At 62.8% G+C, this 25,220-nt stretch carries 29 protein-coding genes, 3 tRNA genes and 1 pseudogene; 21 read left to right on the forward strand and 12 right to left on the reverse strand.

The annotated features are described in order from the left end of the window. Positions 1-5 precede the first annotated feature (5 nt). Positions 6-415: pseudogene (locus H9L14_RS10740) on the reverse strand (low affinity iron permease family protein). A 95-nt stretch (positions 416-510) separates the two neighbouring features. On the opposite strand from H9L14_RS10740, the gene H9L14_RS10745 reads away from it, so the two are divergent. Next, on the forward strand, positions 511-942 hold the full coding sequence (locus tag H9L14_RS10745) for a hypothetical protein (protein WP_187708089.1): 432 nt from the start codon (positions 511-513) through the stop codon (positions 940-942). 40 nt (positions 943-982) lie between these two features. On the opposite strand, the gene H9L14_RS10750 is transcribed toward H9L14_RS10745, so the two are convergent. Continuing rightward, positions 983-1,288: a hypothetical protein gene (locus tag H9L14_RS10750; protein WP_187708090.1), complete on the reverse strand. Its 306-nt coding sequence runs from the start codon at positions 1,286-1,288 to the stop codon at positions 983-985. A gap of 160 nt (positions 1,289-1,448) precedes the next feature. On the opposite strand from H9L14_RS10750, the gene panB reads away from it, so the two are divergent. The 12 genes from panB (at position 1,449) to H9L14_RS16045 (ending at position 8,382) form a co-directional block, all read left to right on the forward strand. Further along, positions 1,449-2,321, forward strand: a complete 873-nt coding sequence (panB, locus tag H9L14_RS10755) for a 3-methyl-2-oxobutanoate hydroxymethyltransferase (protein WP_187708091.1) — start codon at positions 1,449-1,451, stop codon at positions 2,319-2,321. Positions 2,322-2,437: 116 nt separating this feature from the next. Continuing rightward, a complete protein-coding gene (locus H9L14_RS10760; RefSeq protein WP_187708092.1) occupies positions 2,438-3,142 on the forward strand; it encodes a tetratricopeptide repeat protein in 705 nt (234 codons plus the stop codon). A gap of 5 nt (positions 3,143-3,147) precedes the next feature. Next, positions 3,148-4,476, forward strand: a complete 1,329-nt coding sequence (locus H9L14_RS10765) for an outer membrane protein assembly factor BamB family protein (RefSeq protein WP_187708093.1) — start codon at positions 3,148-3,150, stop codon at positions 4,474-4,476. 51 nt (positions 4,477-4,527) lie between these two features. Continuing rightward, positions 4,528-4,601, forward strand: a tRNA-Gly gene (locus H9L14_RS10770). A 151-nt stretch (positions 4,602-4,752) separates the two neighbouring features. Continuing rightward, a tRNA-Tyr gene (locus H9L14_RS10775) sits at positions 4,753-4,839 on the forward strand. A 276-nt stretch (positions 4,840-5,115) separates the two neighbouring features. Further along, the gene (locus H9L14_RS10780; protein WP_187708094.1) at positions 5,116-5,634 is read left to right on the forward strand and encodes a response regulator transcription factor; all 519 of its coding nucleotides are present in this window, start codon (positions 5,116-5,118) and stop codon (positions 5,632-5,634) included. 71 nt (positions 5,635-5,705) lie between these two features. Next, positions 5,706-6,053 carry a hypothetical protein gene (locus tag H9L14_RS10785; protein ID WP_187708095.1) on the forward strand — a complete coding sequence of 116 codons (348 nt, stop codon included), beginning with the start codon at positions 5,706-5,708 and terminating at the stop codon, positions 6,051-6,053. A gap of 40 nt (positions 6,054-6,093) precedes the next feature. Further along, a complete protein-coding gene (locus tag H9L14_RS10790) occupies positions 6,094-6,531 on the forward strand; it encodes a hypothetical protein (protein WP_222949808.1) in 438 nt (145 codons plus the stop codon). 41 nt (positions 6,532-6,572) lie between these two features. Beyond that, positions 6,573-7,316 (forward strand): 23S rRNA (guanosine(2251)-2'-O)-methyltransferase RlmB, encoded by a 744-nt coding sequence (rlmB, locus tag H9L14_RS10795; protein WP_187708097.1) that lies wholly within the window; start codon positions 6,573-6,575, stop codon positions 7,314-7,316. Then, a complete protein-coding gene (locus H9L14_RS10800; protein ID WP_187708098.1) occupies positions 7,316-7,933 on the forward strand; it encodes a DNA-3-methyladenine glycosylase family protein in 618 nt (205 codons plus the stop codon). The genes rlmB and H9L14_RS10800 overlap by 1 nt, the downstream gene beginning before the upstream one ends. Before the next feature lie 45 nt (positions 7,934-7,978). Further along, positions 7,979-8,140, forward strand: a complete 162-nt coding sequence (locus tag H9L14_RS16035) for a hypothetical protein (RefSeq protein ID WP_246444112.1) — start codon at positions 7,979-7,981, stop codon at positions 8,138-8,140. Between the two features lie 65 nt (positions 8,141-8,205). Beyond that, on the forward strand, positions 8,206-8,382 hold the full coding sequence (locus tag H9L14_RS16045; RefSeq protein ID WP_246444773.1) for a hypothetical protein: 177 nt from the start codon (positions 8,206-8,208) through the stop codon (positions 8,380-8,382). Here the strand turns inward: H9L14_RS16045 and H9L14_RS10810 are convergent. The 5 genes from H9L14_RS10810 to H9L14_RS10830 form a co-directional block, all read right to left on the reverse strand. Further along, entirely contained in the window at positions 8,372-9,622 is a 1,251-nt protein-coding gene (locus H9L14_RS10810) for a hypothetical protein (protein ID WP_222949809.1), read from the reverse strand. The genes H9L14_RS16045 and H9L14_RS10810 overlap by 11 nt on opposite strands. Before the next feature lie 138 nt (positions 9,623-9,760). Beyond that, positions 9,761-10,453, reverse strand: coding sequence for a pirin family protein (locus H9L14_RS10815; protein ID WP_187708100.1), 693 nt, complete (start codon positions 10,451-10,453; stop codon positions 9,761-9,763). A 37-nt stretch (positions 10,454-10,490) separates the two neighbouring features. Next, positions 10,491-11,015 carry a gamma carbonic anhydrase family protein gene (locus tag H9L14_RS10820; protein ID WP_187708101.1) on the reverse strand — a complete coding sequence of 175 codons (525 nt, stop codon included), beginning with the start codon at positions 11,013-11,015 and terminating at the stop codon, positions 10,491-10,493. Further along, the gene (locus H9L14_RS10825) at positions 11,012-11,311 is read right to left on the reverse strand and encodes an antibiotic biosynthesis monooxygenase family protein (RefSeq protein ID WP_187708102.1); all 300 of its coding nucleotides are present in this window, start codon (positions 11,309-11,311) and stop codon (positions 11,012-11,014) included. Before H9L14_RS10825 ends, H9L14_RS10820 begins: the two co-directional genes overlap by 4 nt. A 9-nt stretch (positions 11,312-11,320) precedes the next feature. Then, positions 11,321-12,250: a cation diffusion facilitator family transporter gene (locus H9L14_RS10830; RefSeq protein WP_187708103.1), complete on the reverse strand. Its 930-nt coding sequence runs from the start codon at positions 12,248-12,250 to the stop codon at positions 11,321-11,323. 86 nt (positions 12,251-12,336) lie between these two features. Between H9L14_RS10830 and H9L14_RS10835 the strand changes: the two genes are divergently transcribed. Further along, positions 12,337-12,873, forward strand: coding sequence for a CAP domain-containing protein (locus H9L14_RS10835; protein WP_187708104.1), 537 nt, complete (start codon positions 12,337-12,339; stop codon positions 12,871-12,873). Here H9L14_RS10835 and H9L14_RS10840 read toward each other — a convergent pair. The 5 genes from H9L14_RS10840 to H9L14_RS10860 form a co-directional block, all read right to left on the reverse strand. Beyond that, the gene (locus H9L14_RS10840; RefSeq protein ID WP_187708105.1) at positions 12,870-13,973 is read right to left on the reverse strand and encodes a 6-phosphofructokinase; all 1,104 of its coding nucleotides are present in this window, start codon (positions 13,971-13,973) and stop codon (positions 12,870-12,872) included. The genes H9L14_RS10835 and H9L14_RS10840 overlap by 4 nt on opposite strands. 180 nt (positions 13,974-14,153) lie before the next feature. Continuing rightward, positions 14,154-17,960, reverse strand: a complete 3,807-nt coding sequence (locus H9L14_RS10845) for a beta strand repeat-containing protein (RefSeq protein ID WP_222949810.1) — start codon at positions 17,958-17,960, stop codon at positions 14,154-14,156. A 513-nt stretch (positions 17,961-18,473) separates the two neighbouring features. After that, positions 18,474-18,560 (reverse strand) — tRNA-Leu (locus tag H9L14_RS10850). Between the two features lie 58 nt (positions 18,561-18,618). Then, positions 18,619-18,843, reverse strand: a complete 225-nt coding sequence (locus tag H9L14_RS10855) for a helix-turn-helix domain-containing protein (RefSeq protein WP_187708107.1) — start codon at positions 18,841-18,843, stop codon at positions 18,619-18,621. Then, positions 18,843-19,343 carry a DUF2975 domain-containing protein gene (locus tag H9L14_RS10860; protein ID WP_187708108.1) on the reverse strand — a complete coding sequence of 167 codons (501 nt, stop codon included), beginning with the start codon at positions 19,341-19,343 and terminating at the stop codon, positions 18,843-18,845. The genes H9L14_RS10855 and H9L14_RS10860 overlap by 1 nt, the downstream gene beginning before the upstream one ends. A 71-nt stretch (positions 19,344-19,414) precedes the next feature. Here H9L14_RS10860 and H9L14_RS10865 point away from each other — a divergent pair, with 71 nt between their 5' ends. From H9L14_RS10865 to H9L14_RS10895, 7 genes are all read left to right on the forward strand, one after another. After that, positions 19,415-20,608 (forward strand): aspartyl protease family protein, encoded by a 1,194-nt coding sequence (locus tag H9L14_RS10865; RefSeq protein ID WP_187708109.1) that lies wholly within the window; start codon positions 19,415-19,417, stop codon positions 20,606-20,608. 71 nt (positions 20,609-20,679) lie between these two features. Then, complete coding sequence (locus tag H9L14_RS10870) at positions 20,680-21,618, forward strand: complex I NDUFA9 subunit family protein (protein ID WP_187708110.1); 939 nt, start codon at positions 20,680-20,682, stop codon at positions 21,616-21,618. After that, on the forward strand, positions 21,619-22,431 hold the full coding sequence (locus tag H9L14_RS10875; protein ID WP_187708111.1) for an undecaprenyl-diphosphate phosphatase: 813 nt from the start codon (positions 21,619-21,621) through the stop codon (positions 22,429-22,431). It abuts the gene before it with no gap. A gap of 78 nt (positions 22,432-22,509) precedes the next feature. Further along, a complete protein-coding gene (locus H9L14_RS10880) occupies positions 22,510-22,941 on the forward strand; it encodes a hypothetical protein (protein ID WP_187708112.1) in 432 nt (143 codons plus the stop codon). 47 nt (positions 22,942-22,988) lie between these two features. Then, entirely contained in the window at positions 22,989-23,660 is a 672-nt protein-coding gene (locus H9L14_RS10885) for a glutathione S-transferase family protein (protein ID WP_187708113.1), read from the forward strand. 205 nt (positions 23,661-23,865) lie between these two features. Continuing rightward, on the forward strand, positions 23,866-24,003 hold the full coding sequence (locus H9L14_RS10890; protein WP_187708114.1) for a hypothetical protein: 138 nt from the start codon (positions 23,866-23,868) through the stop codon (positions 24,001-24,003). Then, a complete protein-coding gene (locus H9L14_RS10895; RefSeq protein ID WP_187708115.1) occupies positions 24,003-25,115 on the forward strand; it encodes a M20/M25/M40 family metallo-hydrolase in 1,113 nt (370 codons plus the stop codon). The genes H9L14_RS10890 and H9L14_RS10895 overlap by 1 nt, the downstream gene beginning before the upstream one ends. Positions 25,116-25,220: the final 105 nt, after the last annotated feature.

Below are 25,220 nucleotides of genomic sequence, written 5' to 3' on the forward strand. Positions count from 1 at the left end.
CAGTGTCAGAACCGGTCAAGCAGCCGGTCGACGGTCCCTTTCGTAGTGCTGCCCTTTTTGGTGGGATCTTTCACCTCACGCTCGAGAGCGCGGCGGATCATCTCAATCTCGCGTTCGGTGAGGTGCTCCACGCCGATGAATTGGTCGCGGGCCTTGGTTACCGCGCGAAGCAACTCATCCAGCTTTGCCTGCATCGCCGCGGCATCGCGATTCTGGGCATTCTGGATAAGGAACACCATCAGGAATGTGATGATGGTCGTGCCGGTGTTCACCACCAGCTGCCACGTATCGGAGAAATGAAATACCGGCCCGGTCACCCCCAGACGACGATAATCAAGACCGCCAGTACGAACGCCAGGGGCTGGCCTGCCGCGCTCGAGATTGACGTGGCTACACGGGTGAAGAAACGCTCCATAACGCCCGAAACGCTTACGAAACGAGATGGTGCCAGCCCGCTTGCCTAACTTCGACGGTCAGCGCAGTCTCGCGTCGCGCTTGTGGGAGGGAAAGATGGACGATCACTATTCGCCGCGGCCGGTGGCCGGCTGGTTCAAGTTTGCAGCGATCGCGTCAGTGCTGTTCATGGCGATCGGATGCGCTGGCTATCTCGCCAGCGTCCTGACCGATCCGAGCAGCCTCCCCGCGGACCAACGTAATCTGATGGCCGCGCGGCCGATATGGATGATTGCCGCTTATGCGATCGCGGTCTGGATCGGATTGCTGGGGTCAGTTCTGCTTTTGATGCGCAGGAAAGCGGCGGAGCCCCTGCTGCTCGTCTCGCTGATCGCAGCCATCTTCACTTTCATCCCCTATGCAGTTGTTCCGGCGGTCAGCGATCTCGTCACCACGAACGATATTGCCGTGGCAGTGGTCGTATTGGCGATTACATGGACGATCTTCTGGTTCGCGCGCCATTCACGCCAAAGGGGTTGGCTGCGCTAGCGAATATGGGCGCGCCCGAAGGCGCGCCCGCTCTTGAAGCCTACTGAGGCTTCGATTTCTTCTTCGACTTCTTCGTGGTCGTGTCGGTTGTCGTGGTCGGCGCCAGCGGATCGTCGGTTGTCGCCTGGGCGGCCGGCTCCGCCGGAGTTGCCGGGGTTGCAGCCGTTGCCGGAGTGGCCGGCGTGGCGGGGATCGCCGCCGTGCCCGTTGACGGATCGGCCGGCGTCGCGGGAGTAGCGGGCGTTGCGCCGGACGATGGCGTCGCTGGCGTTGCTGGAGTGGCCTGGGCCGTCGCGACGCTCGCACCGAAAGCCAGCGGCAAAGCGCCGACAATAAGCCTGGTCATCTTCATCGGAATTCCTTTCGTTGTGGATGACTGGGAATGCGCATCGAGGTGCGCGAGGCGGCCGACTAGTGGGACGCGCGGTTGGTTTCGCCCCATTGTCGGTGAGCTGTGGTTGAGCCGGGATGGCTGACAGCCGTGCGAGCGGCTAAAAGCCCTGCCCATGTCCACCTTCACCATTGATACGGCGACCAGCCGAGCGACCCCCACTCCGGTGCCCGGCAAGAGGATGACTGCCCCTGCGCTGCGCGCGCGCAAGGTCGACGGGACGACTGAGCAGCCGATCGTAGCGCTAACCGCTTACACGATGCGCATGGCGCAATTGCTGGACGAGCAATGCGATCTGCTGCTGGTCGGCGACAGTCTTGGACAGGTGATCTACGGGCTTCCATCGACGATCCCCGTCACGCTCGACATGATGATCGCGCACGGCGCGGCGGTCGTCCGTGGAAGCTGGCATGCGCTAGTCGCGGTCGACATGCCTTTCGGTTCCTACGAGGGCTCTCCCGAAGAGGCCTTCGCGAACTGCTCGCGGGTGATGAAAGAGACGGGCTGCGCGGCGATCAAGCTGGAGGGCGGCGATGCCATGGCGCCGACCGTCCGCTTCCTCAGCGAGCGCGGAATCCCAGTCATCGGCCATGTCGGCCTGACCCCGCAGGCGGTGAATTCGCTCGGAGGCTATGGAGCGCGTGGACGCGGCGATGCGGAAGCCAAGAAGATCCTGTCCGACGCGCGGGCGATAGCGGACGCAGGCTCCTTCGCCATTGTCGTCGAAGGCGTGATGGAAGAGCTGGCGACGCGGATTGCCCGTGAAATCCCGGTGCCGATCATCGGGATCGGAGCCTCCGCGGACTGCGACGGCCAGATCCTCGTAACCGACGACATGCTCGGGCTGTTCGAACGGACGCCGCGCTTCGTAAAGCGCTACGACAATCTCGCCGAGCAGATCGGCAAGGCCGCGGAAACCTACGCTTCGGAGGTCCGCTCGCGTACCTTCCCGTCGGCGAACCAGACCTATCGACCGAAGGGATCGTAGGACCCTTTGCCTTTGCCGACTTAGCCGCTAGACGGTTCGCCGCCAGCTTCCATTCATCCGGGTGAGGAAGGAAGCGCCGGCATTTCAATTTCCGGTCACTTCGTTTTGAGGCAGTCTTGGCGATCCCAACGGACAGCAACGACACATTCCTGAGAGAAGTCGACGAGAACCTTCGTCGCGACCAGCTTCAGGACTTCTTCAAGAAGAATGGCACGTGGATCGCCGTCGCGGTCGTGGTCTTCCTGGGCGCAGTGGGCGGCTGGATCTACTGGCAGGAGTACCAGAAGAAGCAGTCGGCCGAGCAGTCCGAGAAGCTTCACGCCATCTTGACCGACATTTCCTCCAACCGTCGGCAGACCGTGCCGCAGCGCCTTGCGGATCTCGAAAAATCCCACAGCGACGTGGTCCGGGCTTCGGCCGCGCTGACCGATGCAGCGCTCGCGCTCGAGCAGAACAACCGCTCGGCAGCGATCGCAAAGTATCGGGAGCTGGCGAACGACAGGGGACTGGCGCAGGTCTATCGCGACGTCGCCACCATTCGCGGCACAACGCTGGAATTCGACACGCTCAAGGCGGAAGAGGTCGTCTCGCGCCTCGAGCCACTCGCGAAAGCCGGAAATCCCTGGTTCGGAAGCGCCGGCGAACTGACCGCGCTCGCTTATCTCAAGCAGGGCAAGAAGGCCGAAGCCGGCAAGCTCTTTGCCGCGATCGCCGCCGATCAACAGGTACCAAACTCCATTCGGGCCCGCGCCGTCCAGATCGCGGGCACGCTCGGCGTTGACGCAAGCGCATCGATGCCCGGGCTCCCACAACAGGATTGAAATCGATGAAGGCAGTTCGAACGAGGTTCCTGGTCCTGACGCTCGCCGCGCTCGCTGCGAGCGGATGCGGAATCTTCAAAAAGGGATCGCCCAAAACTCCCGTTCTTGGCGAACGCGTCGCCGTTCTCGCCACGGAGCAGGATGTCGCCGTCGATCCGGCTACGGCCGCACTGCCCTTCTCGTTGCCGGAAGCGACCGCGAACTCGGAATGGGCGCAGTCGGGCGGAAACGCATCAAAGTCGATGGGTCATCTCGCTCTCGGTCAGTCGCTTGGACAGGCCTGGGCGGTTTCGATCGGCGAAGGTGGAAGCCTCCGCGCGCGGCTCGCCGCGGCACCGGTCGTCGGGGATGGCAAGGTCTACACCATCGACACGCAAGCGACGGTGCGCGCGTTCGATGCCCAGTCCGGCGCCACGGTCTGGTCGACGCAGTTCGGGACGGAAAAAAGCAATAAGTCATCGCTGTTCGGCGGAGGCGTCGCGTTCGACAACGGCCGAATCTATGCGACGAACGGTCTCGGCTATGTCGCCGCGCTCGACGCCCGTAACGGCGGGATCATCTGGCAGGTCCATCCGGCCGGACCGCTCCGTGGCTCGCCGACGGTCGTCGGTGACACGGTCTACGCGATCACCCAGGACAACCAGATTTATTCCCTCAAGACCTCCGACGGCTCGACCAACTGGTCGCAGGCCGCAGCGCTCGAGATCGCCGGCTTTTTCGGAACCGCCTCGCCCGCGGTCGGGCAGGGAACGGTCGTCGCTGGCTTCTCGTCCGGCGAGCTCAACGCCTATCGCTACGAGAACGGACGTTTGGTCTGGCAGGACCAGCTCGCTCGCACCAGCATTCGCACCAGCGTCGCGTCGATCTCGGACGTCGATGCCGATCCGGTTATCGATAACGGCCAGGTTCTCGCCGTCGGCCAAGGCGGACGCATGGTCTCAATCGAGCTTCTTTCCGGCCAGCGCCAGTGGGAGCTGAACATCGCGGGCATCTCGACCCCGTGGGTCATCGGCGACTGGGCTTATGTCGTCACCGACGATGGCAAGCTGCTCTGCGTCGCCAGGGCGAACGGAAAGATTCGCTGGATCGCTCAGCTTCCCGCCTTCCGCCACGAGAAGAAGAAGGCTGGACCGATCAGCTATTCGGGGCCGGTGCTCGCAGGGAATCGCCTGATCGTCGTCAACTCGGAGGGCGCATTGATCAACGTCGATCCGGCGACTGGGGCGGTACAGAGCCAGACGAGCATAAAAGCGCCGATCAGCCTGTCGCCGGTCGTCGCAAACCAGACCCTGTACATTCTCGACGACGACGGGCGCCTTCACGCCTTTCGGTAGTAGCGGTTGACGCAAGTCCTGCGGGGTGGCATTGGGCGCCTCCGCTCGGGCGCGGGTGTAGCTCAATGGTAGAGCAGAAGCCTTCCAAGCTTACGACGAGGGTTCGATTCCCTTCACCCGCTCCAACCGATTAGCAACATGCCGGAGGCGTGTTGAGGCCGGAGCGCCTGAAACGAAGCGAAGGGGCGACAAAACCCCAAATCTTCCGCGAATCCGCTCGCCGACGGCGTTGACACATCCCGTGTCCACCGCCACATGGCGCGCCTGCCTGCACCTGGAGAGGTGGCCGAGTGGTTAAAGGCAGCAGACTGTAAATCTGCCCGGGTTTCCCGTACGCTGGTTCGAATCCAGCCCTCTCCACCAGCGCTGCGCACGGCCGGTCCCCAAGGACCGGCGAACAGGACAAGTCAGCTCTCTGCAGCTCGAACGTGGCCTAAATGCCCACGTTCGCTTGGAAAAGTTCGAAGGAAACGTAAGTTAGCGACAAACTTACGCTACGGAATTGTCCAAATTGGCCAAATCGACATAAGTTGGAGCAGACTCGGATGTTCCCTGGGCGTATGGGGCAGTCAGCTCGGAAGGAATGCCATTGAAAGCGGCGGCGGCGGGGTCGCAGGATCCCGACGACAGGACGGGGCAGTGACGGCTCGGGTAGCAAAGCTCACCCGCGGTCAGCTGGATTGTCTCTTGCTCGTCGACCAGCACCTCTCATCGAAAGAAATCGCGGCTGAGCTCAACATCTCGCCGCACACGGTCGACCAACGCATTCGCATAGCGCTTCAAACGCTGGGCGTGGAGCGGCGTGCTCAGGCCGCCCGCATCGTGGCCCGGCATCATGAGCCATATCAGCGATTGATACATCAATCGCCGTACATTGAGGGTCCCCTCCCCGCCGAGCATTCAGACGGGCGGTCAGTCATCAGATTCGGCACGCTGATCGCGCAGGGGAGGCCGGGGACCGGACCTCAATACCGAGCAGAGATCCGAGCCATTCCGGTCTCCCTTGCCTTTGCCGTTCGCAACGAGGAGCCACCCCGGAATGAGATGAGCGTCGGCCTCCGGCTGCTCTGGATCTTCCTGATCGCGACTGGCGCAGCGTTTTCGGCGGGCATGTATCTCGCCGGTCTCGAAAGTCTCGCCAGGCTGCTCAAGAGCTAGCGGAAACCACTTCTCTTCTTCTTTCGGCAACTATCCCCGCGCGATTCTCCTTCGCGCGGAAAGGAGCAGTCATGCGTAAGCATCAGATTGAAAACGCCGCCTATGAAGTCGCAACCCAGGTACGTGCCGTCGAGGACAGCATCGATGCCGCGCTCGCCGAGATCGCCGAGCTGCACGCAAGGATCATGCGCGTAAACTCCGTCGCACGCGCCGGCTTCGGAACCGTTCACCCGGTGCTTGAAGAGCTGGCAGCAGCCGTGACCGGCCTGGTCGGGGCCCGCGGCTCCGTCGTCGGCTGCCATACGGCACTGGCCGAGGCGAAGGGCAAGGTCCCTGGCCTTCGCACCGTTTCCTTCGGCGAGGGCAATGACTGCCCGGACCAGAAGACCGGTTTCACCGATCTGCGTATCGTCGCTTGACAGTGTTGGGTGGTGTCGCTGCAGCGGGCCGAGGTGAATCATGCTTAGTCCGCAAGCGTATTTCGTAGTTCTGTTCGTGGTGTGCGCCTACGCATTCGTGCGTGGGCGCACCGACGAGCGCGCCGTGGCGTCAACATGCGTCGCCGCTTCGATAGCGTCCGTGCTGGTCGCCACTCAGAAGGCGAGCGCCTATTCCCACCTCGAGGCTGGCATCTTGCTGGTCGATATCGGCGCCTTCGTGGCCTTCACCCTTGTCGCACTGAAGTCGGAGCGGTTCTGGCCGCTGTGGGTCGCCGGACTGCAGCTGACGACCCTGATGTCGCACGCGTTCAAGGTCGGCCGCCTCGACCTCATGCCGCAGGCCTATGCCGCGGCAGCCCGTTTCTGGGTCTATCCAATCTTCCTGATCATCGTGATCGGAACCTGGCGGAGCCACCGCCGCCGCATGGAAGAACGTCGCCAGCCGGCCTCAGCCTAGAAGGCTTGCGCGCGAGGCCCCTCTCCCGCATTGCCGCCGAAATGTCCCGGCGGAAGAAATCTCACCAAAGCCACGGCACAGCGAACCGGCCGCGATTCTGGGGCAAGCATGCAGTCGCGGCAGCGCTCGATAATCCGGACCGCAAGGTCCTGCGCGCCTGGGCAACCCGCGAGGCGTCCGGCTTCATGCAATTCCCGAAGGATGTCGCGGTCACCCTTGCGGAAGCGCCCGACCTCGGCCGCCTCGTGCCGCACGATGCTCCTCACCAGGGCATCGTGATCGAGGTCGAGCCGCTCGATGAAGCGTGGCTCGACGACATTCTGGCGGATGCGCCGGATCGGGCCGTCCTGCTTGTCCTCGACCAAGTGACGGATCCGCATAACGTTGGTGCAATCCTGCGATCGGCTGCTGCCTTCGGAGCTATCGGAATCGTCACCCAGGATCGTCATTCGCCACCGGAAAGCGGTGCACTCGCCAAGGCCGCGTCTGGAGCGCTGGAGCGCGTGCCGTGGGTTCGAGTCGTCAATCTTGCACGAGCGCTCGAGCAGATCGGCGAGGCAGGCTTCTGGCGCATCGGCCTTGCCGGCGAGGCGGACGCGGATCTCAAGGACGCGCTGGGTCCGCCGCGCGTTGCCCTGGTGCTTGGCGCCGAAGGGCCCGGAATGCGCCAGAACACGCGCGAGCATTGCGATGCCGTGGCACGCCTGCCCATTTCGGACTCGATCGAGAGCCTCAATGTCTCCAATGCGGCGGCAGTGGCCCTCTATGCAGCGAGTGTTGCCTGATGGTTCGAACTGCCGACACGCTTCACGAAAGCCTCGATGAGCTTGCGAGGCTCGAACCAGCCTTCGCAGCGGTTCTTGAGAAGCATGGGCGCCCTGAGCCGCGCATCAGCCCACCCGGCACTATCACCTTGCTTCGCACGATCGTCGGCCAGCAGGTCAGCGTCGCGGCAGCACGGTCGATGTGGGCCAAGCTTGAAGCAGCTTTCGGTTCACCGCCGGACCTTTCGAAGCTCCTTGCCGCAACCGACGAGGAGATGCGAGCGGCGGGCATGTCTCGCCAGAAAGCGGGCTACATTCGTAGCCTTGCGGACCTCGTGCTTTCCGAAGAGCTGAACCTCGACGCTCTGCCGGAAGAGAATGAGGAAGCAATCGCGCTTCTGACCAAGATCAAGGGCATCGGGCGCTGGTCGGCCGAGATCTACCTGCTGTTTGCCGAAGGCCGACGCGATGTCTTCCCGGCGGGCGATCTGGCGGTGCAGATCGAACTCGGACGACTGATGGGCTTCGAGGAGAAGCCGACCGAGAAGCAATTGCGTGAGATCGGCGAGCGCTGGAAGCCGCATCGCGGCGCCGCGGCGGTACTCGCGTGGCACAGTTACAATTCAGCGGTATTGTAATCTCGAAACCAGCTCGCAGAGGACCCGATGAACGCACGAAAGCTGATGCAATACGAACCAATCGTCCTTGGCATTGTGCGGATCATGACGGGACTTCTATTCCTGGAGCACGGTGCCCAGAAATTCCTGTCCTTCCCGCCGGGAGATTATGCCGGTAGCGGATGGGCCTTCTCGCAGCTCGGGCATATGCCGGGCCAATCGAGCTGATTTGCGGATTCCTTGTGGCGATCGGGTGGTTCACCCGTCCGGCGGCGTTTTTGGCGTCCGGGACAATGGCTGTCGGATATTTCTACCAGCACATGCCCAAGGACTTCTGGCCCGTGAACAACATGGGCGATGCAGCAATCCTCTATTGCTTCATCTTCCTCTATTTCGTGTTCAGGGGCCGGGAGCGCTCAGCATCGACGGCGACACCCGCGCCATTGTGGCCAGTTCCGACTAGTTTCTAACCCGGAGGTTGTGCTCGCGGGTCGCAAGACCGCGATAGGTCTTGGATCCCTTCTCGACCCGGAAAGGAGCCATCTTCTCGCCGGCACTGTTGCGGCCAACGATATAGCTCGTCGACGACTGGCCCGCCCCGTTGCTGAAGCGGTAATGGACGTTGAAGCCGACCACCGGCACGAAGAGGGTCCGGCCTTCGACCTCGAACAGACGTAACTGGTCGCGCGGAAGCGTGACGATGCTTCTAAAGCTCATGCGCTGAAGCGGCGGAATGGTGGTCCCGTCCGATTGGCCCGGCTGGCGACCGAAGAAGGCGCTTAGTAGCTGGTCCTGGTCCGTACCCGCGTTGAACAGGGCCGCCTCGACCAGCACGTCGCGGGCTGGTGCGCTTCCCGAATTGAAGATGACGACTTCGAACTGGATCGAGGCCTTTTCGGCGTCGACGATTGCGGCCTGCGGGTCGAACTCGATCTCGAGCCACGGACGTAGACGGGTCGAGACGATCCCCTGCGCTGGAGCGAGCTTGGTCGTGACGCTGCCGGAAACCGGTTCCCGAAGCTCAGGCTGAGGCGCCGGAGCGGGGCGCGGCAGGGCCGGCCTCGGCGTCTCGGGCCTGGGCGTCGGAGGACTGAAGTTGAATGCAGATGCGTCACCGCTGGCACCGGCAAAAGAATAGTCGGGCCGTTGACGACGGAAGTACCAGAGAGCCGCGCCCACAACTGCAAGCAGCGCCAGAAGCCATGGCCAGTGTGAAAAGAGGTTCCCTTCCGCCGATGTCGTGTCGACGATTGGGGTTGCCGCAGGAGCAAGCGCGCCTCCGAACGACGTGGTCTGGCTTTCCGTCGGCGCCGAAGGCGTGAACCCGAATGAGCTACCGGCAGTCGAAGTCGGGGTTGGCGATGGCACCGCAGTTCGCGAAGTCTGGGTCGGGGTACGCTCCGATTGAGCGGCGACGGTACGCGTGTTCGCTGCCGGCTGCGCGTTCGTCGGGGCCGCAACGACCGTCGTTGGTCTGGCCGCGGGTTGCGACGCGGCAGGTTCGGCAGTGTCGGCACGCCTCGTCACCGTGCCGTTAATAGAGAAATCCTTGAGTTGCGCGGGACCGACAGCGTCCTCGCTCGAAGGCGCAGGCAAAGCGATGGTGGGCGGCGCCGGGCTGTTGTTCGCCTGATCCTGCGCAATCGCAGGCGCAGCGAGGCCCAACGCCAGCGCTACCGCCGTCGAACTCATGCGCAATGCTTGCTTCATCTCACCCTTTGATCTGGCTGGGGTCGCTTAGCTCCAAGCAGCGACTCCGGCGCTTTGCCGTCCAATCGCCTGCCTTTCAAGCACAGTATGGATGAACGACAGGCGACCAGCGGCAAAAAACGCCGAAATGAGCGGGATTTAGCGCGCGTCGACCAGGACGAGCTCGGCGTCTTCCTCGGCCTTGACCGTCACGACCGACTCGCCGGTAATGGCGACGCCGTCGCGTGTCTCGGCCTGCGTGCCATTCACGTCGACCTTGGCGCTCGGCACCAGGTAGAGGTGCCGCGACGGGTCCGCCTTGTATTCCAGCGTCTCGCCAGCCTTGAGCGTCGCGCCGAGGATCCGCGCATCGGAATTGATGTGCAGCACGCCGTCGTCGCCGTTGCCGCTGGCGAGCAGCTGGAATTGCCCCTCGCGGCTCTCCTTCGGGAAGGGCCTAGCGCCCCAACTTGGCGGGGCATTCGGCTTGTCCGTTTCGATCCAGATCTGGAAGAGCGTCGTGTCCTCGTCCTCCAAATTATACTCGGCATGGGTCACGCCCGTGCCGGCGCTCATCACCTGCACGTCGCCGGCCGCGGTGCGGCCCTTGTTGCCCATCGAGTCCTGGTGTGTGATCGCGCCCGTGCGGACATAGGTGATGATTTCCATGTCGCGATGCGGGTGCGGCGGGAAGCCCGACTTGGCGGCGATCTTGTCGTCGTTCCAGACGCGGATCCGGCCCCAGCCCATACGGTTGGGGTCGTAGTAATTCGCGAACGAGAAATGGTGACGGGCATTGAGCCATCCGTGGTCGGCATGGCCCAGCGAATCAAATTTGCGGATGTCGATCATGAGATGAAAGTGGCTCTGCAGCAGAACCCTTCAAGTGTCAGCCGTGTAACCTAAGACCGGAAGCGTAACGAGCCGCCTTGTCCGCATAATGCGCGGCGGAGAAGCGAAGCGCCGCCTTCTCTGCATCGGTCAGCGGACGAATCAGGCGGGCCGGCGCACCGACGATCAGCCCGCCTTCCTCGAATCTCTTGCCCTCGGTGACCAGCGCGTTTGCGCCGATCAGGCACTCGGAGCCAAGGAATGCGCCGTTCAATATTCGCGCTCCCATGCCGATCAGGCAGTCGCGGGAAATGGTACAGCCATGGAGGATCGCCTGGTGGCCGACCGTCACGCGCGCGCCGATGGTCAGAGGCGCTCCGGGATCGGAGTGGCCGATCGCGCCGTCCTGGAAGTTCGTTTCCTCACCGAGGATGATCGGTGTGTTATCGGCGCGGATGACCGCTCCGAACCAGACACTGGCCCTTGCCGCTAGCCTGACGTCGCCGATCAGGTCAGCCGACGGGGCAGCCCAGGCTCCTTCCGCCAACTGTGGGAATACGCCATCGATATCGTAGAGGCTCATTCCTCGAAAGCCCCAACGAACACCTCTTCGCCGGCCACCCCTTCCAGCTCTTCGTCGAGCCCGCGATACTCTATGCCAAAGTCCCTTTGGAAACCCTCGAAATCCGCCTCCGTCTCCCAGCGGTCGATGGTCAGCCACCAGTCGCCCGGCTCGCAGGGCCGCAGCAACGTGGTGCCGCGATATCCCTGAGCCTGCTCGAACAGCCTCGCCCAATTGCCGGTGCCCGAGTAAGCCCGCTGAAACTCGTCCTCGCGGCCAGCAGGTGGCCTGAATTTCCAGACGCGCGCATGTGTCATGAACCGCGTTTACACGCGGTCGATACCGCTAGTCACGCGCGGCTCTGGCCGAATGAACACCCGCGAAAGCTCGGGGTGGCGGTCCCGCAGTCCGCGCTCGATGCGGCCGATCAGCTTCTCGACATCCGGGATCGTCAGTCTGTCGTCGAACTCGACGTCCATTGTCGCGATCACCTGGTCCGGCGCCATGTGCGTGGTCAGCACCCTGCGGACGCTCCTCACGCATGCCTCACGATCGGCCGCCTCGCGAATGGCTTCCTGAAGAATGGGATCGGCGCGCTCTCCGATCAGCAGGTTCTTGCTCTCTCGGGCGAGCACGCCGGCAACTGCTGCCAGGACCAGGCCGATCAGGATGGACGCGCTGCCGTCGATCCACGGAGCATCATATGCAACCGCAAGCCCCGTTCCGACCGCCGCGATGACGATTCCGATCAGTGCAGCGGTATCCTCGAACAGGACCATGAACATCGTTGGGTCCTTGCTCGCCCTGACAACATGCCAGATCGACCCGTCTCCCCGCACTCGCTGGAACCCGCGCCACGCCACGAACCAGGACACGCTCTCGAAGACGAACGCCAGGCCGAGCACGATGAAATTGATGTACGGCTTGGTGATGGCCTCCGGATGCCGAATGTGGATCACACCCTCGTAGATCGAAATGCCCGCGCCGAGTGCAAAGATCATGAGCGCGACCACAAAGCACCAGAAGTAGAGCTCGCGGCCGTAACCGAACGGATGGACCTCGTCCGCCGGCCGGGATGACCGGTGCTGTCCGTAGAGTAGAAGGACCTCATTCCCGCAATCGACTAGCGAGTGGACTGCTTCGCTGAGCATTGCCGAGCTTCCGGTAATCGCGGCCGCAATGCCCTTTGTCACCGCGATGAGCCCATTCCCGATCAGGGCAGCGATGATCGCAGGGCGGGATTCAGGAACAGCCACTGCCCGACAACCGCTCCATCCGGAGAAGTTTCCGCACTCGTATCGATTTAGAAACGATTAGGGATTGCGGCGCAGACTTGGCGGCAATGAAGACCAGCCCCATCATTGCGTTGATCGCAGCAGCCATCGCGCTCGTGCCGAGCGATGCCGACGCGGCCGCCTATGTCGCGACGTCGCCGGGGCTCGACAACGTCAATGCGCGCATCCTGATGGCCCACAATGCGGCGCGGGCCGAGGTCGGAGCTCCGCCTCTGCAGTGGGATCCGAGCCTCGCAGTAGCGGCGGCTTCCTATGGCCCTGCGCTGTCGCGGATCGGGCACCTCGTGCATTCGCCCCGTGCCGGGCGCGAGAACCAGCGCGAGAACCTCTGGATGGGACAGGAGGGGCGCTTCCGCCCGGAAGAGATGGTCACTGTCTGGACCGACGAGAAAAGACTGTTCAACGCCGGCATGTTTCCGAACGTTAGCCGTTCCGGGAACTGGTCGGACGTCGCCCACTATACGCAGATGATCTGGAAGACGACGACCCACGTCGGCTGCGCCATCTATCGCGACGGCACCTGGGATTATCTGATCTGCCGCTATTCGCCGCCCGGCAATCGCGACGGGAACACCGTTCCCTAGTAGAGGAACATCGGCATTCCCTCCACGCGCATCAGCTTCGCGCGGTAAGTGGAGGGATCGTAGAGGCCGGAAACGTCGACCAGCTTCGCACTCTCTTCGAGCGTGCCAATCGGAACATGGCAATAATTGCCGTCCTTGAGCGCTACCATTCGCGCATGCTCGTTACGGGCCAATAGCTGCACCGCGAGCGCTCCGAAAGCGAGGCCGACCATCCGGTCCATCGCGTCGGGCTCACCGGCGCGCATCAGATAGGCGAGTTCCTGGATGACGGTGCCAAACCCGAGGCGCTGCTTGATCGCCCGTCCCAGCCGTCGGCTGACGCTGATGTCCTCTCGCTCGCTACCCGGAAGCGAGCGCATCGTATCGTCGCCATTACCTTCGCCGCGGATCGTCGCGCCTTCGGAGATGACGCACATCGCATAGTTCGATCCGCTCTCTTCCTTGTCTCGCGCAAGCAGCGGAAGGAGCACGTCGAGGTCAGCGGGAACTTCGGCGATGACGGTGCGGTCGACCTGCGCGAGGAACCCGGCGAGCAATGCCGTTTCGCCGCTCCGCCGACCGAACAGCTCGATGATGCCGATCCGCTCGTGGCTTCCGACAGTGGTGCGAAGCGCATTGATCGCCTCAACCGAGCGGCTGACCGCGGTCGAGAAGCCGATGCAGTAATCCGTGCCGAAGACGTCATTATCCATCGTCTTGGGAATGGAGATGACCGGAAAGCCCTGACGCGACAGATGCGCGGAGAAACGCAGGGTGCCGTCGCCCCCGAGGGTTACCATTGCGTCGACGCCGACCCGCTGCAGCGTGTGGAGGACCTGGGTCGTCTTGTCCCCGTCAGCGATCGTGCGCGGATCGAGCCGAGACGTGTGGAGGATCGTACCACCCATCCGGTCGATTCCACGGACCCCGTCGCGGGTCAGCGAGACGCTGTTGGCGGCGATCGAAGCGGGATCGTCGGGATCGATTTCGAGCACGCCCTGCCAGCCACGCTTGAAGCCGACCACTTCCCAGCCGTTGTCGTCGGCGTTGAGCGTGATCGAACGAATGCAGGGGTTGAGCCCGGGAACATCGCCGCCGCCGGTCAGAATTCCGATCTTCACGTCACCCCCGCTAACGATGATGTGCAGGACTGGCTAGCGGCGGATCGCGATGCTCGCCAGTCCCCTCGCGCTTCAGGGTCGTGAGTCTGGGTTTCCGGATATAGAGAAGGCCGCGGATCGCTCCGCGGCCCTTCTCCTTTGCGAATTCGGGAGGCGTGATCTCCCTAACGCGCTCCCCAATCAGACCATGTACCAGTCCGCTGTGTGGAGGTGGCTCAGCGCTTCGATCTTCAACGTCGAGTACACGTCGCTGGTACCCATGAGGCTAATGGAATGGCTTGAGGGCGCCATGCCGCTATCCGCTGTGTAACCAGCATTCTTGAGAGACAGACTGCTCAACTGCGCCGCGAACGAACTCGAGTTGATGGAGGACGTATCGCCAACATCCACTAGGATGTGCTGAGTGGCGGTCTGATCGTTATCGCCGTCGACGATGTTGAACCCGAAGTCCAGGCTGGCGCCGATCGTCCCACTGTTCTGCTGCACAAACCCGATGTCCACGATCTTCAGGACGTCGTTGTCCATCGGATCCCAAGCCGTCAGGCTGGTCGTGGCGCTGCTGCCGCCATTGACCCCGACGGCGCCGTTCAGGTTGATGGCATCACCCGTCAACCCGTTGGAGCTCTGCATGATCTGTATGCCCTGAATCAGGTAGGTCTCGCCAGCGATCGTGTAGTCGTTCTGCTCAATGATCAGCAGGGCATCGTTGTTATCGAGCGTGAACTCGGTGTTGTACGGGGCGGGAATATTTGCGTTGCCCCTGATCAGGTCCGAATTCTCGACGTTGACGGCTCTGGTTATTTCATTGCCGTTCGCATCCTTCAGGTCGAGTATCAGGACGAGGTCTTCGGAGTTGCCGATGCCGTCGAACTTGACGACGACGCCACTGGCCGATGTTGTCGGGTCGAGCCGCTCAGTGCCACCGCCGGCAGCTTTCGGGTTGACATCGCTGAGGATGTTTTCCTCGAAGAACCGCAGCGTAAGCAGTTCACCTTTCTGGATCGTATCGCCAGCAACGCCATTGGTGGCCTGAGTTGCACTGACCCAGTCCTCGTTGACGTTGGTGACCATATCATGGGTGGCCCCGCCGTTGTTAAACGTGGTGTCACCGACGGTCGCTCCGTCGCCGGTCGAGTTGAACCCGAAGCCGATCTGCTGGGTGACCGAGTTCCCGGTGAACTGAACGAAGAACGGATCCGGATCGCCATTCGGCGTCAGCTGCTCGGCGACGATCAGAGGATGCCCAGTGTTCCCCGTGGGCGCCTTGGCGACCAGCTCGGCCGTGTGCAGCACGTCGAAGCTGAATCCGTCGACCACGTCAGTCAGGGTGAATGTGTAGGTATCGGCAGCCTTGTCGAAATAGAGCGTGCCGCCCGCCGTAGCACTCTGCACGCCAGCCGTGATCGGGTCATAGTCGTAGCTGAACGAGAAGCTGAAGGTGGCGGAGCTGGCGTCCTCGGCCGTGAGGGTCGCGACCGCGTCAGTGATGCCTGGGTTCTGTGAGTTGGAGACCGCGCCTGTCAGGCTGATCTGCACCCCTGCAGTGTTGGCGTCGGCATCGACGAAGTCGCTAACCGTCGTCAAATTGTAGGCCGCGCCGGCGATCTGGTCCGTCATGGCATAGCCGAAGTTTCCGCTGGCCGTCGCGTTCAGCGTGTTCGCCAGCGTCTCGGGCGATTGATTCCCCGCAGTACCAGGATCGGCGTCGAACGCCTTCGTGATGACCGGATCGGTGTCGTTGAAGGTCAGTGATAGTGCCGACGAGGTCGTGCTCTGCTGGGAGACGGAGTCATTGTCGCCGTCGGTTACAGTCACCGTCGCCACGACATTAATCAGGCCGCTGAGATCGAGCGTATTGTCCTCGCTCCCGCCCTGGGTGTTGTCGTGCTCGAGCGCAACGACCGACGTCAGCGTCACGTTCGTGCCAGAGAGCACCACCGTGAACGCCGTTGCGTCGAGCGTGGTGTCGCCGTCACTGTCGTACTTGCCCGAAATCTGGGTGGCCGAGTCGGCTACCAGCGTGATCGGATGGTTGCCCGCAGTCGTCACCAGCCCGGTCGCGGTCCCGGCCAAGCTCAGCGCGTAGGTCACATCCGTCGTGCTGCCGTCGACCGCGCCCGCCGTTACACCGGGCGGCGTGATCGTTGCCGTACTCTTGCCGCCGTTGCCGCTTGCCTCGTCTACTGCGGCGGAACCAACCGCCACGGCTGATGTGATCGAGAGCGTCGGGTCGGTGTCGTCAAACGTGATTGACAGTGCCGAGCTCGAACTTTGCTGCGACGCAGGATCATTGTCGCCGTCCAAGACCGAAACGGTCGCCACGACCTTGATGAGGCCGTTGAGATCGAGCGTATTGTCCTCCCCCGCGCCTTGCGGCGAATTCGAGTGCTCGAGCGCAACCATCGACCTCAGCGTGACCGTCGTCCCGGAAAGCGTCACGGTGAACGCCGTCGCATCAAGCGAGCCATTGTTGTCGCTGTCGTACTTGCCCGAGATCTGGCTCGCCGAATCTGCGACAAGCGTGATCGCTTTGTTGCCTACGGTCGTCTGCAGCCCTGTCGCCGACGAGCCTATCAACGCCAGCGCGTAGGCCACGCTCGGCGTGACGCCGTCGACCGCACTCGCGTTGTAGGTCGGCGGCGTGATCGTCGCCTGGCTCTGTCCAGCAACGTTGCTCGCCTCCACTACCTCGAGGGCGCCAACCACCGGCGCGGCCGTGATCGAGAGATCCGGCCCGGAGTCGTCGAAGTTGATGAAGGAGCCGACTTCTTCGGTGCGGCCGTTGGGGGTGGTCGTCTGGAAATGGAACTCGGTGATGTCACAGCCTTCGTTGGCGTCGACACCCGTCACCTGCAGCCGGTCCATTGAGGTCGCGGTCGTGAAATCGACCGTGGTGACGTTATCGAGCCCTGTGATGGTAACCGCATTCCCGGTCCCGCTAAGCCCCGTGATGGTGACGTTGCCGCTCGAGGTAGCATAGGTGCCATCCGCAGTGATCGTGGACGCAAATCCCGATGCGCCCGTTAGTATGACGCTGGTGATGTCTACGGGGTTGGTCGCGGTTCCGTCGTAGAAGTCCGAACCTTGCTCGTTACCGGTATTGTTGAAGGCCCTGATGGTGATGTCGACCCTCTTATCCGGGTTGGAAGGCGTGATCTGGTTGATCGTGAACCCAGCCCGCGTGACATCCTCGAGATGACTGCCGTACTGGATCTGCGAAGCGCTGCCTGAAGCCAGGGTGCCGCCGGTCACGAAATCGACCTGGAGCGTCTCGTTCGGATTTATGCTCTGGTTGGCGACGCCGAAGCCCTGTGTGCTCACATTGGCTGTGCCACCGATACCTATGACCAGTACTTGCTTGGAAGCATCGGTGGGCGAATTGATGATGTAGAAGTCAGGATTACCGGACGCGGCGTTCGCGCCCGAGAAGCCGACCGTGGTGGTAGCAGAGAGCGTTGCGAACACCTTGTTGGTGAGATCGATGCGCTCGTCGGTGGAATTCGTATCCGGATGGGACAACGCCACATACTGGACCAGATACAGGTCCGGGGTGGTGGTGCTGGTGTTGATCAGCGCGAACGAAAAAGCGAGCGCTCCGCCTGCTGCCGGCGCAGTTGCCGGGTTCGACGTACCAATCACGCCCCGCACGACATTGGAATTGCTGGGGTCGAGGAACAGCCAGACATAATTGCCATCGACCGTTTGGATGCCGCTGTTCACGCCCACGGTGGTGGAAAACGGAGTTCCACTGAGACTCTGCGTGAGAGACACTGAGGAGAACGAGTCCCCTCCGGTCGCCGTCGCCGTGATAAAGTCGGCCATGTAGGCGACTTCCGGTGAGCTCAATCCGCCCGACGTATCGAGCGACAGGAGATATTGGACCGTGGGATCGGTGCTGTACGGAGCAACGGTCTTGTCGACGTCGTTATCCGTAAGACCAGTTGATTCGTCGACCGTGATGTCGAGAGCAGTGATATCGAGCGCCATGACGAGTTCCCCCTGGTGGAACGACGGCCCCCTCCATGGTCGCCATTGATGCAAAGACCTTCTGTCGCCGCGGCGCATGGTGCGCTGCGTCGAGGAATCAGCTGATTATGAAACCCGTTTCCGGGAGCCTCTCAGATCAAGGATCGTGTGCCATGTCGCGAAATCCCCTGGTACGAGCGACAGTTTTTCCGCTCGTCCGGGGCTGGTCGTCGGAGGCAGTGTGCCGGCGGCGGTCAGGTCCGAAACGGCGGCCTGCTCACGCAACAACCCGACACCATCAGGGCCGGCATGTAGCCGGGACTCCCGAGCAAGATGCGATAATGCCTTAAAAAAGCGTGTTTTTCAAGCATTAACACTAATCTAGATAAGAAATAATAAACGAGCGGGATAGTGCTTCGACGTTCGGAAGCGCCTGCATTGCCGGCAACGACGTCAATGCCAATCCTTCTACCCAAATCAGATTCGCGCGCCCGGCAGCTCTGGAATGCGCTTAGTTCAGCGCCGATTTGCCTATGGTGCCCAGGAGAGGACTCGAACCTCCACGCCCTTGCGAGCGCCAGCACCTGAAGCTGGTGCGTCTACCAATTCCGCCACCTGGGCACGGAGAGCTCGTTTTCAGCTGGTAGGCGGCGCCATTTGGAGGCGGGCCAGAGGCTTGTCAATTCCCGTTCGCCGCAGCCTCCGGCTCATAATCGAGAATGTCGCCCGGCTTGCAGTCCAGCGCCTCGCAGATCGCCTCCAGCGTCGAAAAGCGGATGCCCTTGACCTTGCCGGACTTGAGCAACGACAGGTTGGCCTCGGTGATGTCGATCTTCGCCGCGAGGTCCTTCGACCGCATCTTTCGAAGTGCGAGCATCACGTCGAGCCGGACGACGATGCTCATCAGACGATCTCCCGCATTTCCTCGTCGATCGTGCGAGCACGCTCGAGAAGGCGGGCGACGAGGAACAGGATGAGCGCAATTCCGATCGTCAGGACGTCGCGCAGCTGTAACCTGAATTCGAGGCGGTGCGTCTCGCCCGGTCCGGTCAGGAACACGGCGACGATCGGCGCGACGATCCACACGACCGCAACAACGAGAAGCCAGAAGGCGAACGAGCGGAATGCACCGACGACGCGGGCCGAGAACAGATCGCCCTCGCCGATCGCTCCCAGCATCCTGCTCAGCTGGTAGAGCGCGACGCTCAGGAGGAGGATCGTGACGTCGGCCACGATCATCGGCGTTCCGGATTCGGCCGCGGACGAATGCGCCTGGACCTCGACGGCTCCACGAAGGCTGAGCCCCAGTCGCCCGGCAATATAGGCAAGGATGATGCAGCCCCAGAAGATCCAGACCGCCCACCGAAGCCGCTTCGCGGTCCTGCCAATGTTCGATCCATTCATCTCGCTTGACCTTATTATCGTTTTGCGATAATTCGTTGATGCATTGCAATACGGACATAAAGGGAAACAGAATGAAACGCCAGATCAAAGTCGCGCTCGCGCTGGTAAGCCTCGGGGCCGCAACGGCGCTTTATCCGTGCATTGCCGCGGCGCAAATCGCGAAGCCGGTCGTGACGGCGATCCCGGACGCGCGGGCCGCCGTTCCGTTCGAGCTGTTTCGCGAGAACCGGATCATCCTCAGCGGCCGCGTCAACGGTAATGATACGCCAATGATCCTCGACAGCGGCGCCGGCGTCACGACAATCGACCGCGACTTCGCGCGCAAGATCGGCCTTAAGCCAGGCATGAAGATCACGGCGCAGGGAACGGGCGGAAGGCAGGACGCCGAACTTGTCCAGGATGTCACCGTCGAAGTCGGCAATCTCAAGCTTAGCGGAGTGACGGTCGCGGTGATCGATCTCGATGCGATCGAGAAGGCAATCGGCCGGCCGATCCCTGTCATCATGGGCCGCGAGCTATTCACGAACAGCGTCGTCGATCTGGATTTCGACAAGCAGATCCTGTCCCTGTCGCCGGCATCAAATTTCGTCTCGCCAGCGGGTGCCACGGAAGTGAAGCTAAAGCGCGACGGGACGCTTCACTACTTGCCCATTTCCATCGACGGCCAGGCCCCGGTGGATGCGGCGCTCGACCTCGGCAACGGCGGAGCGCTCAGCCTGTCCAAGGAATATCACGAGTCGGTTCCGGCACTCGCGAAGCTCCCTTACGCCATCGGGCTGAGCGGCGGAGTGGGCGGCCTGCACGAGACGAAAAGGGTCACGATGCCGACGGTCGAAGTCGGCGGCTTCACCTTCCATGATGTGCCGACGGACTTCGGCTCGGTCGCGGACGGCCCTTACGAGAAGCGTGCCAACGCAGGCATCCAGCTGTTCAAGCAGTTCCATCTAACGCTCGACCTCAGCCACGACCGGCTATGGTTGAAACCCGCCGGGCACCCGCCGCTGTTCACCAAGGACCGGGCGGGCATGTTCGTCTTGCTGGAGGACGACCATTTCAACGTCCTCCACGTGACGCCGGGCGGACCCGCGGAACGGGCCGGCCTCAAGAAGGGCGACAAGCTGGTTGCGATCGGTGGCAAGAAGGTCGGACCCAGCTTCTATTCGTCGAAGCAGGCTGGCTGGACCCGTGAAGACGTGGGAACCAAGATCTCCCTCACCAAGTCCGACGGACAGACCGTCATCTTGACCCTGGCCGACTATTATTGACGCGAAAAGGTGGCCGCCGGATGCGGCGGCCGCCTTGTCAATGCGCCGCACCACCGGCTAGTGGCGATGCGATGCTCAATCCCCAGCTCGTGACGGTTTTCGGCGGCGGCGGCTTCATCGGCCGCTACGTTTGCGAACAATTGTTCGAAGCAGGCGCGCGCGTCCGGGTCGTGACCCGCGAACCGCGCCACGCCAACTTCATCCAACCGCTCAGCCAGGTTGGCCAGTTCGGGTTCGTCCGCGCCGACGTGACCAATCGCGACTCCGTCCGGCATGCGATCGAAGGCGCTTCCGCGGTCATCAACCTGACCGGTGCCTTTTCGAAGATGGATGCCGTCCACGTTGCCGGGGCACGGAACATCGCCGAGGCCGCGAAGAAGGCAGGAGCGCAATCGCTCGTCCACGTTTCCGCCATTGGCGCCGACGCCGATAGCGAGGCCGTCTACGCCCGAACCAAGGGCGAGGGCGAAAAGGCCGTCCGGAAGGCTTTCCCGGCGGCAACGATCGTCCGGCCTTCGATCGTCTTCGGCGCCGAGGACAAGCTGACCAACCGCCTCGCCGGTATGTCGAGGCTTCCGGCGCTACCGGTGATCGCGCCTAACTGCCGCTTCCAGCCGATCTTCGTCGAGGACCTCGCGAAGGCGATCGCCCTCGCCGCGCTCGATCCGAAAGCCCATGGCGCCAAGACCTACGAGCTGGGCGGCGCTCAGGTCCTGACGATGCGCGAACTGACGGTCGAGATCCTCAAGGCCGCAGGCCGCGACACCGAGCTGGTCAACGTGCCGGGCCCGATCGCGTCAGCTATCTCCTGGCTCGGCTTCCTCCCGGGCGCACCCCTCACCCGCGACCAATGGCTGATGCTTCAGCACGACAATGTCGCCGAGGGTCCCGGGCTCGACGCCTTCGGAGTTCGTCCTACCCCGTTCGCCGCGGTCGCGCCGGGTTGGCTCGGAATGTACGGCGGCAACCGCTTCGCCCGCCGCCGCGTGAACCTGACCGCGACCTTCTAAGTGCCCGTCCTCCTGATCGCGATCATCCTCGGCATCGTCGAGGGAGTGACGGAATTCCTTCCGGTCTCCTCGACTGGCCATCTGATCCTCGCCACGGAGCTCATGGGCTTCGACGCCGATCGCTGGGCCGCGTTCAACGTCATCATCCAGCTCGGCGCCATCCTGGCGATCGTCGTCCTCTATTGGCGGACGTTCTGGGCAGTGCTGGAAGGCCTGCTGCGAAACAATCCGATGTCGTGGCGCTTCGTCCGAAATGTGCTGATCGGATTCCTGCCATCGGCGATCATCGGGGTGATCCTGATCAGCAAGATTGAGCTGTTGCTGGGAAATGCTGAGGTCGTCGCCTGGGCGCTGGTCGCGGGCGGCATTGCGATCCTGATCATCGAGAAGTTCGTGAAGCCTGGCCAGATCATCGGCGTCGCCGAAATGCCGTTGAAGACAGTCCTCGGCATTGGCTTTATCCAGTGCTTATCGATGATCCCGGGCGTCAGCCGCTCCGGAGCGACCATCCTGGGGGGACTTTCGCTAGGTGTAGAACGGCGGACTGCGGCTGAGTTCAGCTTCTTCCTCGCCATTCCGACCATGGTCGGAGCCACGACGCTGGAACTCATCAAGCATCACGACACTCTGCTCGCTGGTGCAAGCGGCGTCGGCTTCGGCGCGGTCGCGGTGGGCTTCCTTGTCAGCTTCATCGTCGCGATCGTCGTCGTGAAGGCCTTCGTCCACTACATCTCGCGGCACGGCTTCTGGCCGTTCGCCTGGTACCGGATTATCGCCGGGACGGCTGCCCTTATCTGGCTCGCGGCACGGTAGATTTAATCTGCCGTTCATCGACTGCTAAGGTCGCAAGCCCATAGAAAGTCACTGTTTCTGGCCCTCGGGACTCGTACCATGCGCGCCATTTTTCTCACGCTTCCGCTTGCAGCTTTGGCCTCGCCGGCATTCGCGCAGGCAGCGCCGCCTCCGCCTCAGGCGTACCAGCTTCCGCCCGAGGTGACTGACATGCGCTGGGCCGACCGGTTGACCGACACCATGGTCGCCATGTCGAAGGCGTTCCTGAACCTGCCCGTTGGCGAGGTGGAAGCAGCCGTCGAAGGCCGTCAGCCGACAGCCGCCGACCGGCGCCGGACTCTCCGGAATGAGACGGGAATGAACGAGCGCGACGTCCGTCAGCAGATCGAAGCGACCCGGCCGGCGATGCAGGCCGGAATGCGGGCCGTTCAGGCGGCGCTTCCGTCGATCATGAAAAGCCTCGAGGACGCGAAGCAGGAGCTTGATCGGGCCTCGGCGAACGTCCCCCGTCCCGATTATCCGCGGCGGTGACGCAGACGCCTAGACGCGGGCGCTGCCCTCGCTAAAGCTGCCCTCAAATGTGGCAGCTCTTCCAATTCCCGCTCTGTCCCTTTTCCCGCAAGGTCAGGCTCGTCCTCGCAGAAAAGGGCATTGCGGCTGAGCTCGTCCGCGAGAACCCGTGGGAGCGCCGCGACGAGTTCGTCGATCTCAATCCCGCCGGCGAAACGCCCGTCATGGTCGAGGCGGACCAGGGTATCACCCTGATCGGCTCGCAGCCGATCGTTGAGTATTTCGACGAGACGGTCGACCGGATGCCGATGATCCACGGCAACGCCGCGCTCCGTGCGGAGATCCGACGCCTCACCGAATGGTTCGACGAGAAGCTGTATCGCGAGGTCGTCGAGCCGCTGATGAACGAGCGCATGCGCAAGCGCCTCGTCAGCAAGGAAAGCCCCGATACGCGTATCCTCCGCGAGGCGATGCGGGTCGCCAACAATCACCTCGATTACGTCGACTATCTGCTCGACCACCGGCGCTGGCTTGCCGGACCGGGCCTGAGCCTCGCTGATTTCGCCGCCGCCGCACATCTCAGCGTCATAGACTATCTCGGTGCGCTCGACTGGCGCGGGCACAAGCAGACCAAGGATTGGTACGCCGTCATGAAGTCGAGGCCGAGCTTCCGGCCGCTGCTCGGCGAGCGAATGGAGGTGATCGTGCCGCCCGCCCATTACGACAAGGTCGACTTCTGAGGACGGTCCGAAAGATCGGGCTGGCCGCAGCGATCCTGCTGCTGGCGCTCGTCGCCGTCGTTCTGTTCAACACCTTAAGGTTGAAGGCCGAGCCGCTCGGCAAAGTCCCGCCGCCTCTGCCGACTGATACTGCGGCGGTCCAGCGTCTCTCAAAGGCCTGCAGGCACAGACAATTTCGACCGAGACCGGACCAGCGTCGCCCGAGGTGTTCGCTGCCTTCCACACCTTCCTCGAGCAGAGTTTTCCCCGCGTCCACGCGCAGCTGAAGCGCGAGGAATTGCCCGGAGGGAGCCTGCTCTTCACCTGGCCGGGCACGGATCCGTCCGCCCCGCCCTGCTACTGATGGCCCATCAGGACGTCGTCCCGGTCGAGGCCGGAAGCGAAGGCAAGTGGAGCGCTCCGCCGTTCAGCGGCACGATCGCCTACGGCTTCGTGCTCGGGCGCGGAGCGATCGACGACAAGGGTTCGCTGATGGCCATCCTTGAGGCGACCGAGCGACTTCTGGCCCGCGGTTATCGGCCGAAGCAGACCATTTACCTCGCCTTCGGCCATGACGAGGAGCGCGGCGGAGAAGGCGCGAAGGCCATGGCAGCCCTACTCAAGCAGCGGGGCGCGAACATCGGGCTCGGTCTCGACGAGGGCTATGCCGTTCTCGACGGAGTGATTGGTGGCGTGAACGCGCCGATCGCTATGATCGGCATCGGCGAGAAGGGCTATGTCTCGTTCGAGCTAACAGCCACCGGCGCCGGCGGGCACAGTTCCATGCCCGCCAACGACAATTCCGCGGTCCGGATCGCCCGCGCGGTCGAGCGTCTGGCCGAGCACCAGATGCCGGCGAGGATCAACGGCGCGTCCGGAGCAATGCTGGACGGCATCGCTCCTTACGGGGGCTTTGCGATGCGGGCGGCGCTCGCCAATCGCTGGCTCACGGGCCCTCTGCTCGAGCGGCAGCTCCTTGCCGTGCCGAGCACCGCCGCCGCCATTCGCACCACGACCGCGCCGACGATCCTCAACGCCGGGACCAAGGACAATGTGATCCCACAGGTCGCTCACGCAGTCGTCAATCACCGCATCCTACCGGGAGACACGGTCGAAAGCGTGCTCCAGCATGACCGCCGCGTCATCGACGATCCGCAGGTTCAGGTTCGCCCGGCCTCATTCCAGCAAGATCCGGGAACGCCCGTTTCGCCGAAAAGCGCGGAGTACCGGCAGTTCAGTGCGCTTGTTCGTTCCAGCTTTCCGGAGGCTGGAATTTCACCGGGGCTGGTCGTCGGCGCGACTGATGGCCGCCATTATCAGGGCGTCGCGAAGGCCGTCCTCCGCTTCGTGCCAATCACAATGCGCAAGGGCGACCTCACCCGCTTTCACGGCAACGACGAGCGGATCGCCATCGCCGATTACATGAGGGCGATTGCCTTTTACGAAAGGCTAATGAGTTCGGCTGAACGCCGCTGAATTCTCGTGCGATCGAGGATTGTTTGATGGCTGCAATGGGTGGAGCTGCGACAACGCTGGGCGATCAGCTAAGCGACCACAATCCATGACGAGCCTCGCCGTCTG

It is taken from the genome of Sphingomonas sediminicola (assembly GCF_014489515.1).
Lineage (GTDB): Bacteria > Pseudomonadota > Alphaproteobacteria > Sphingomonadales > Sphingomonadaceae > Sphingomicrobium > Sphingomicrobium sediminicola.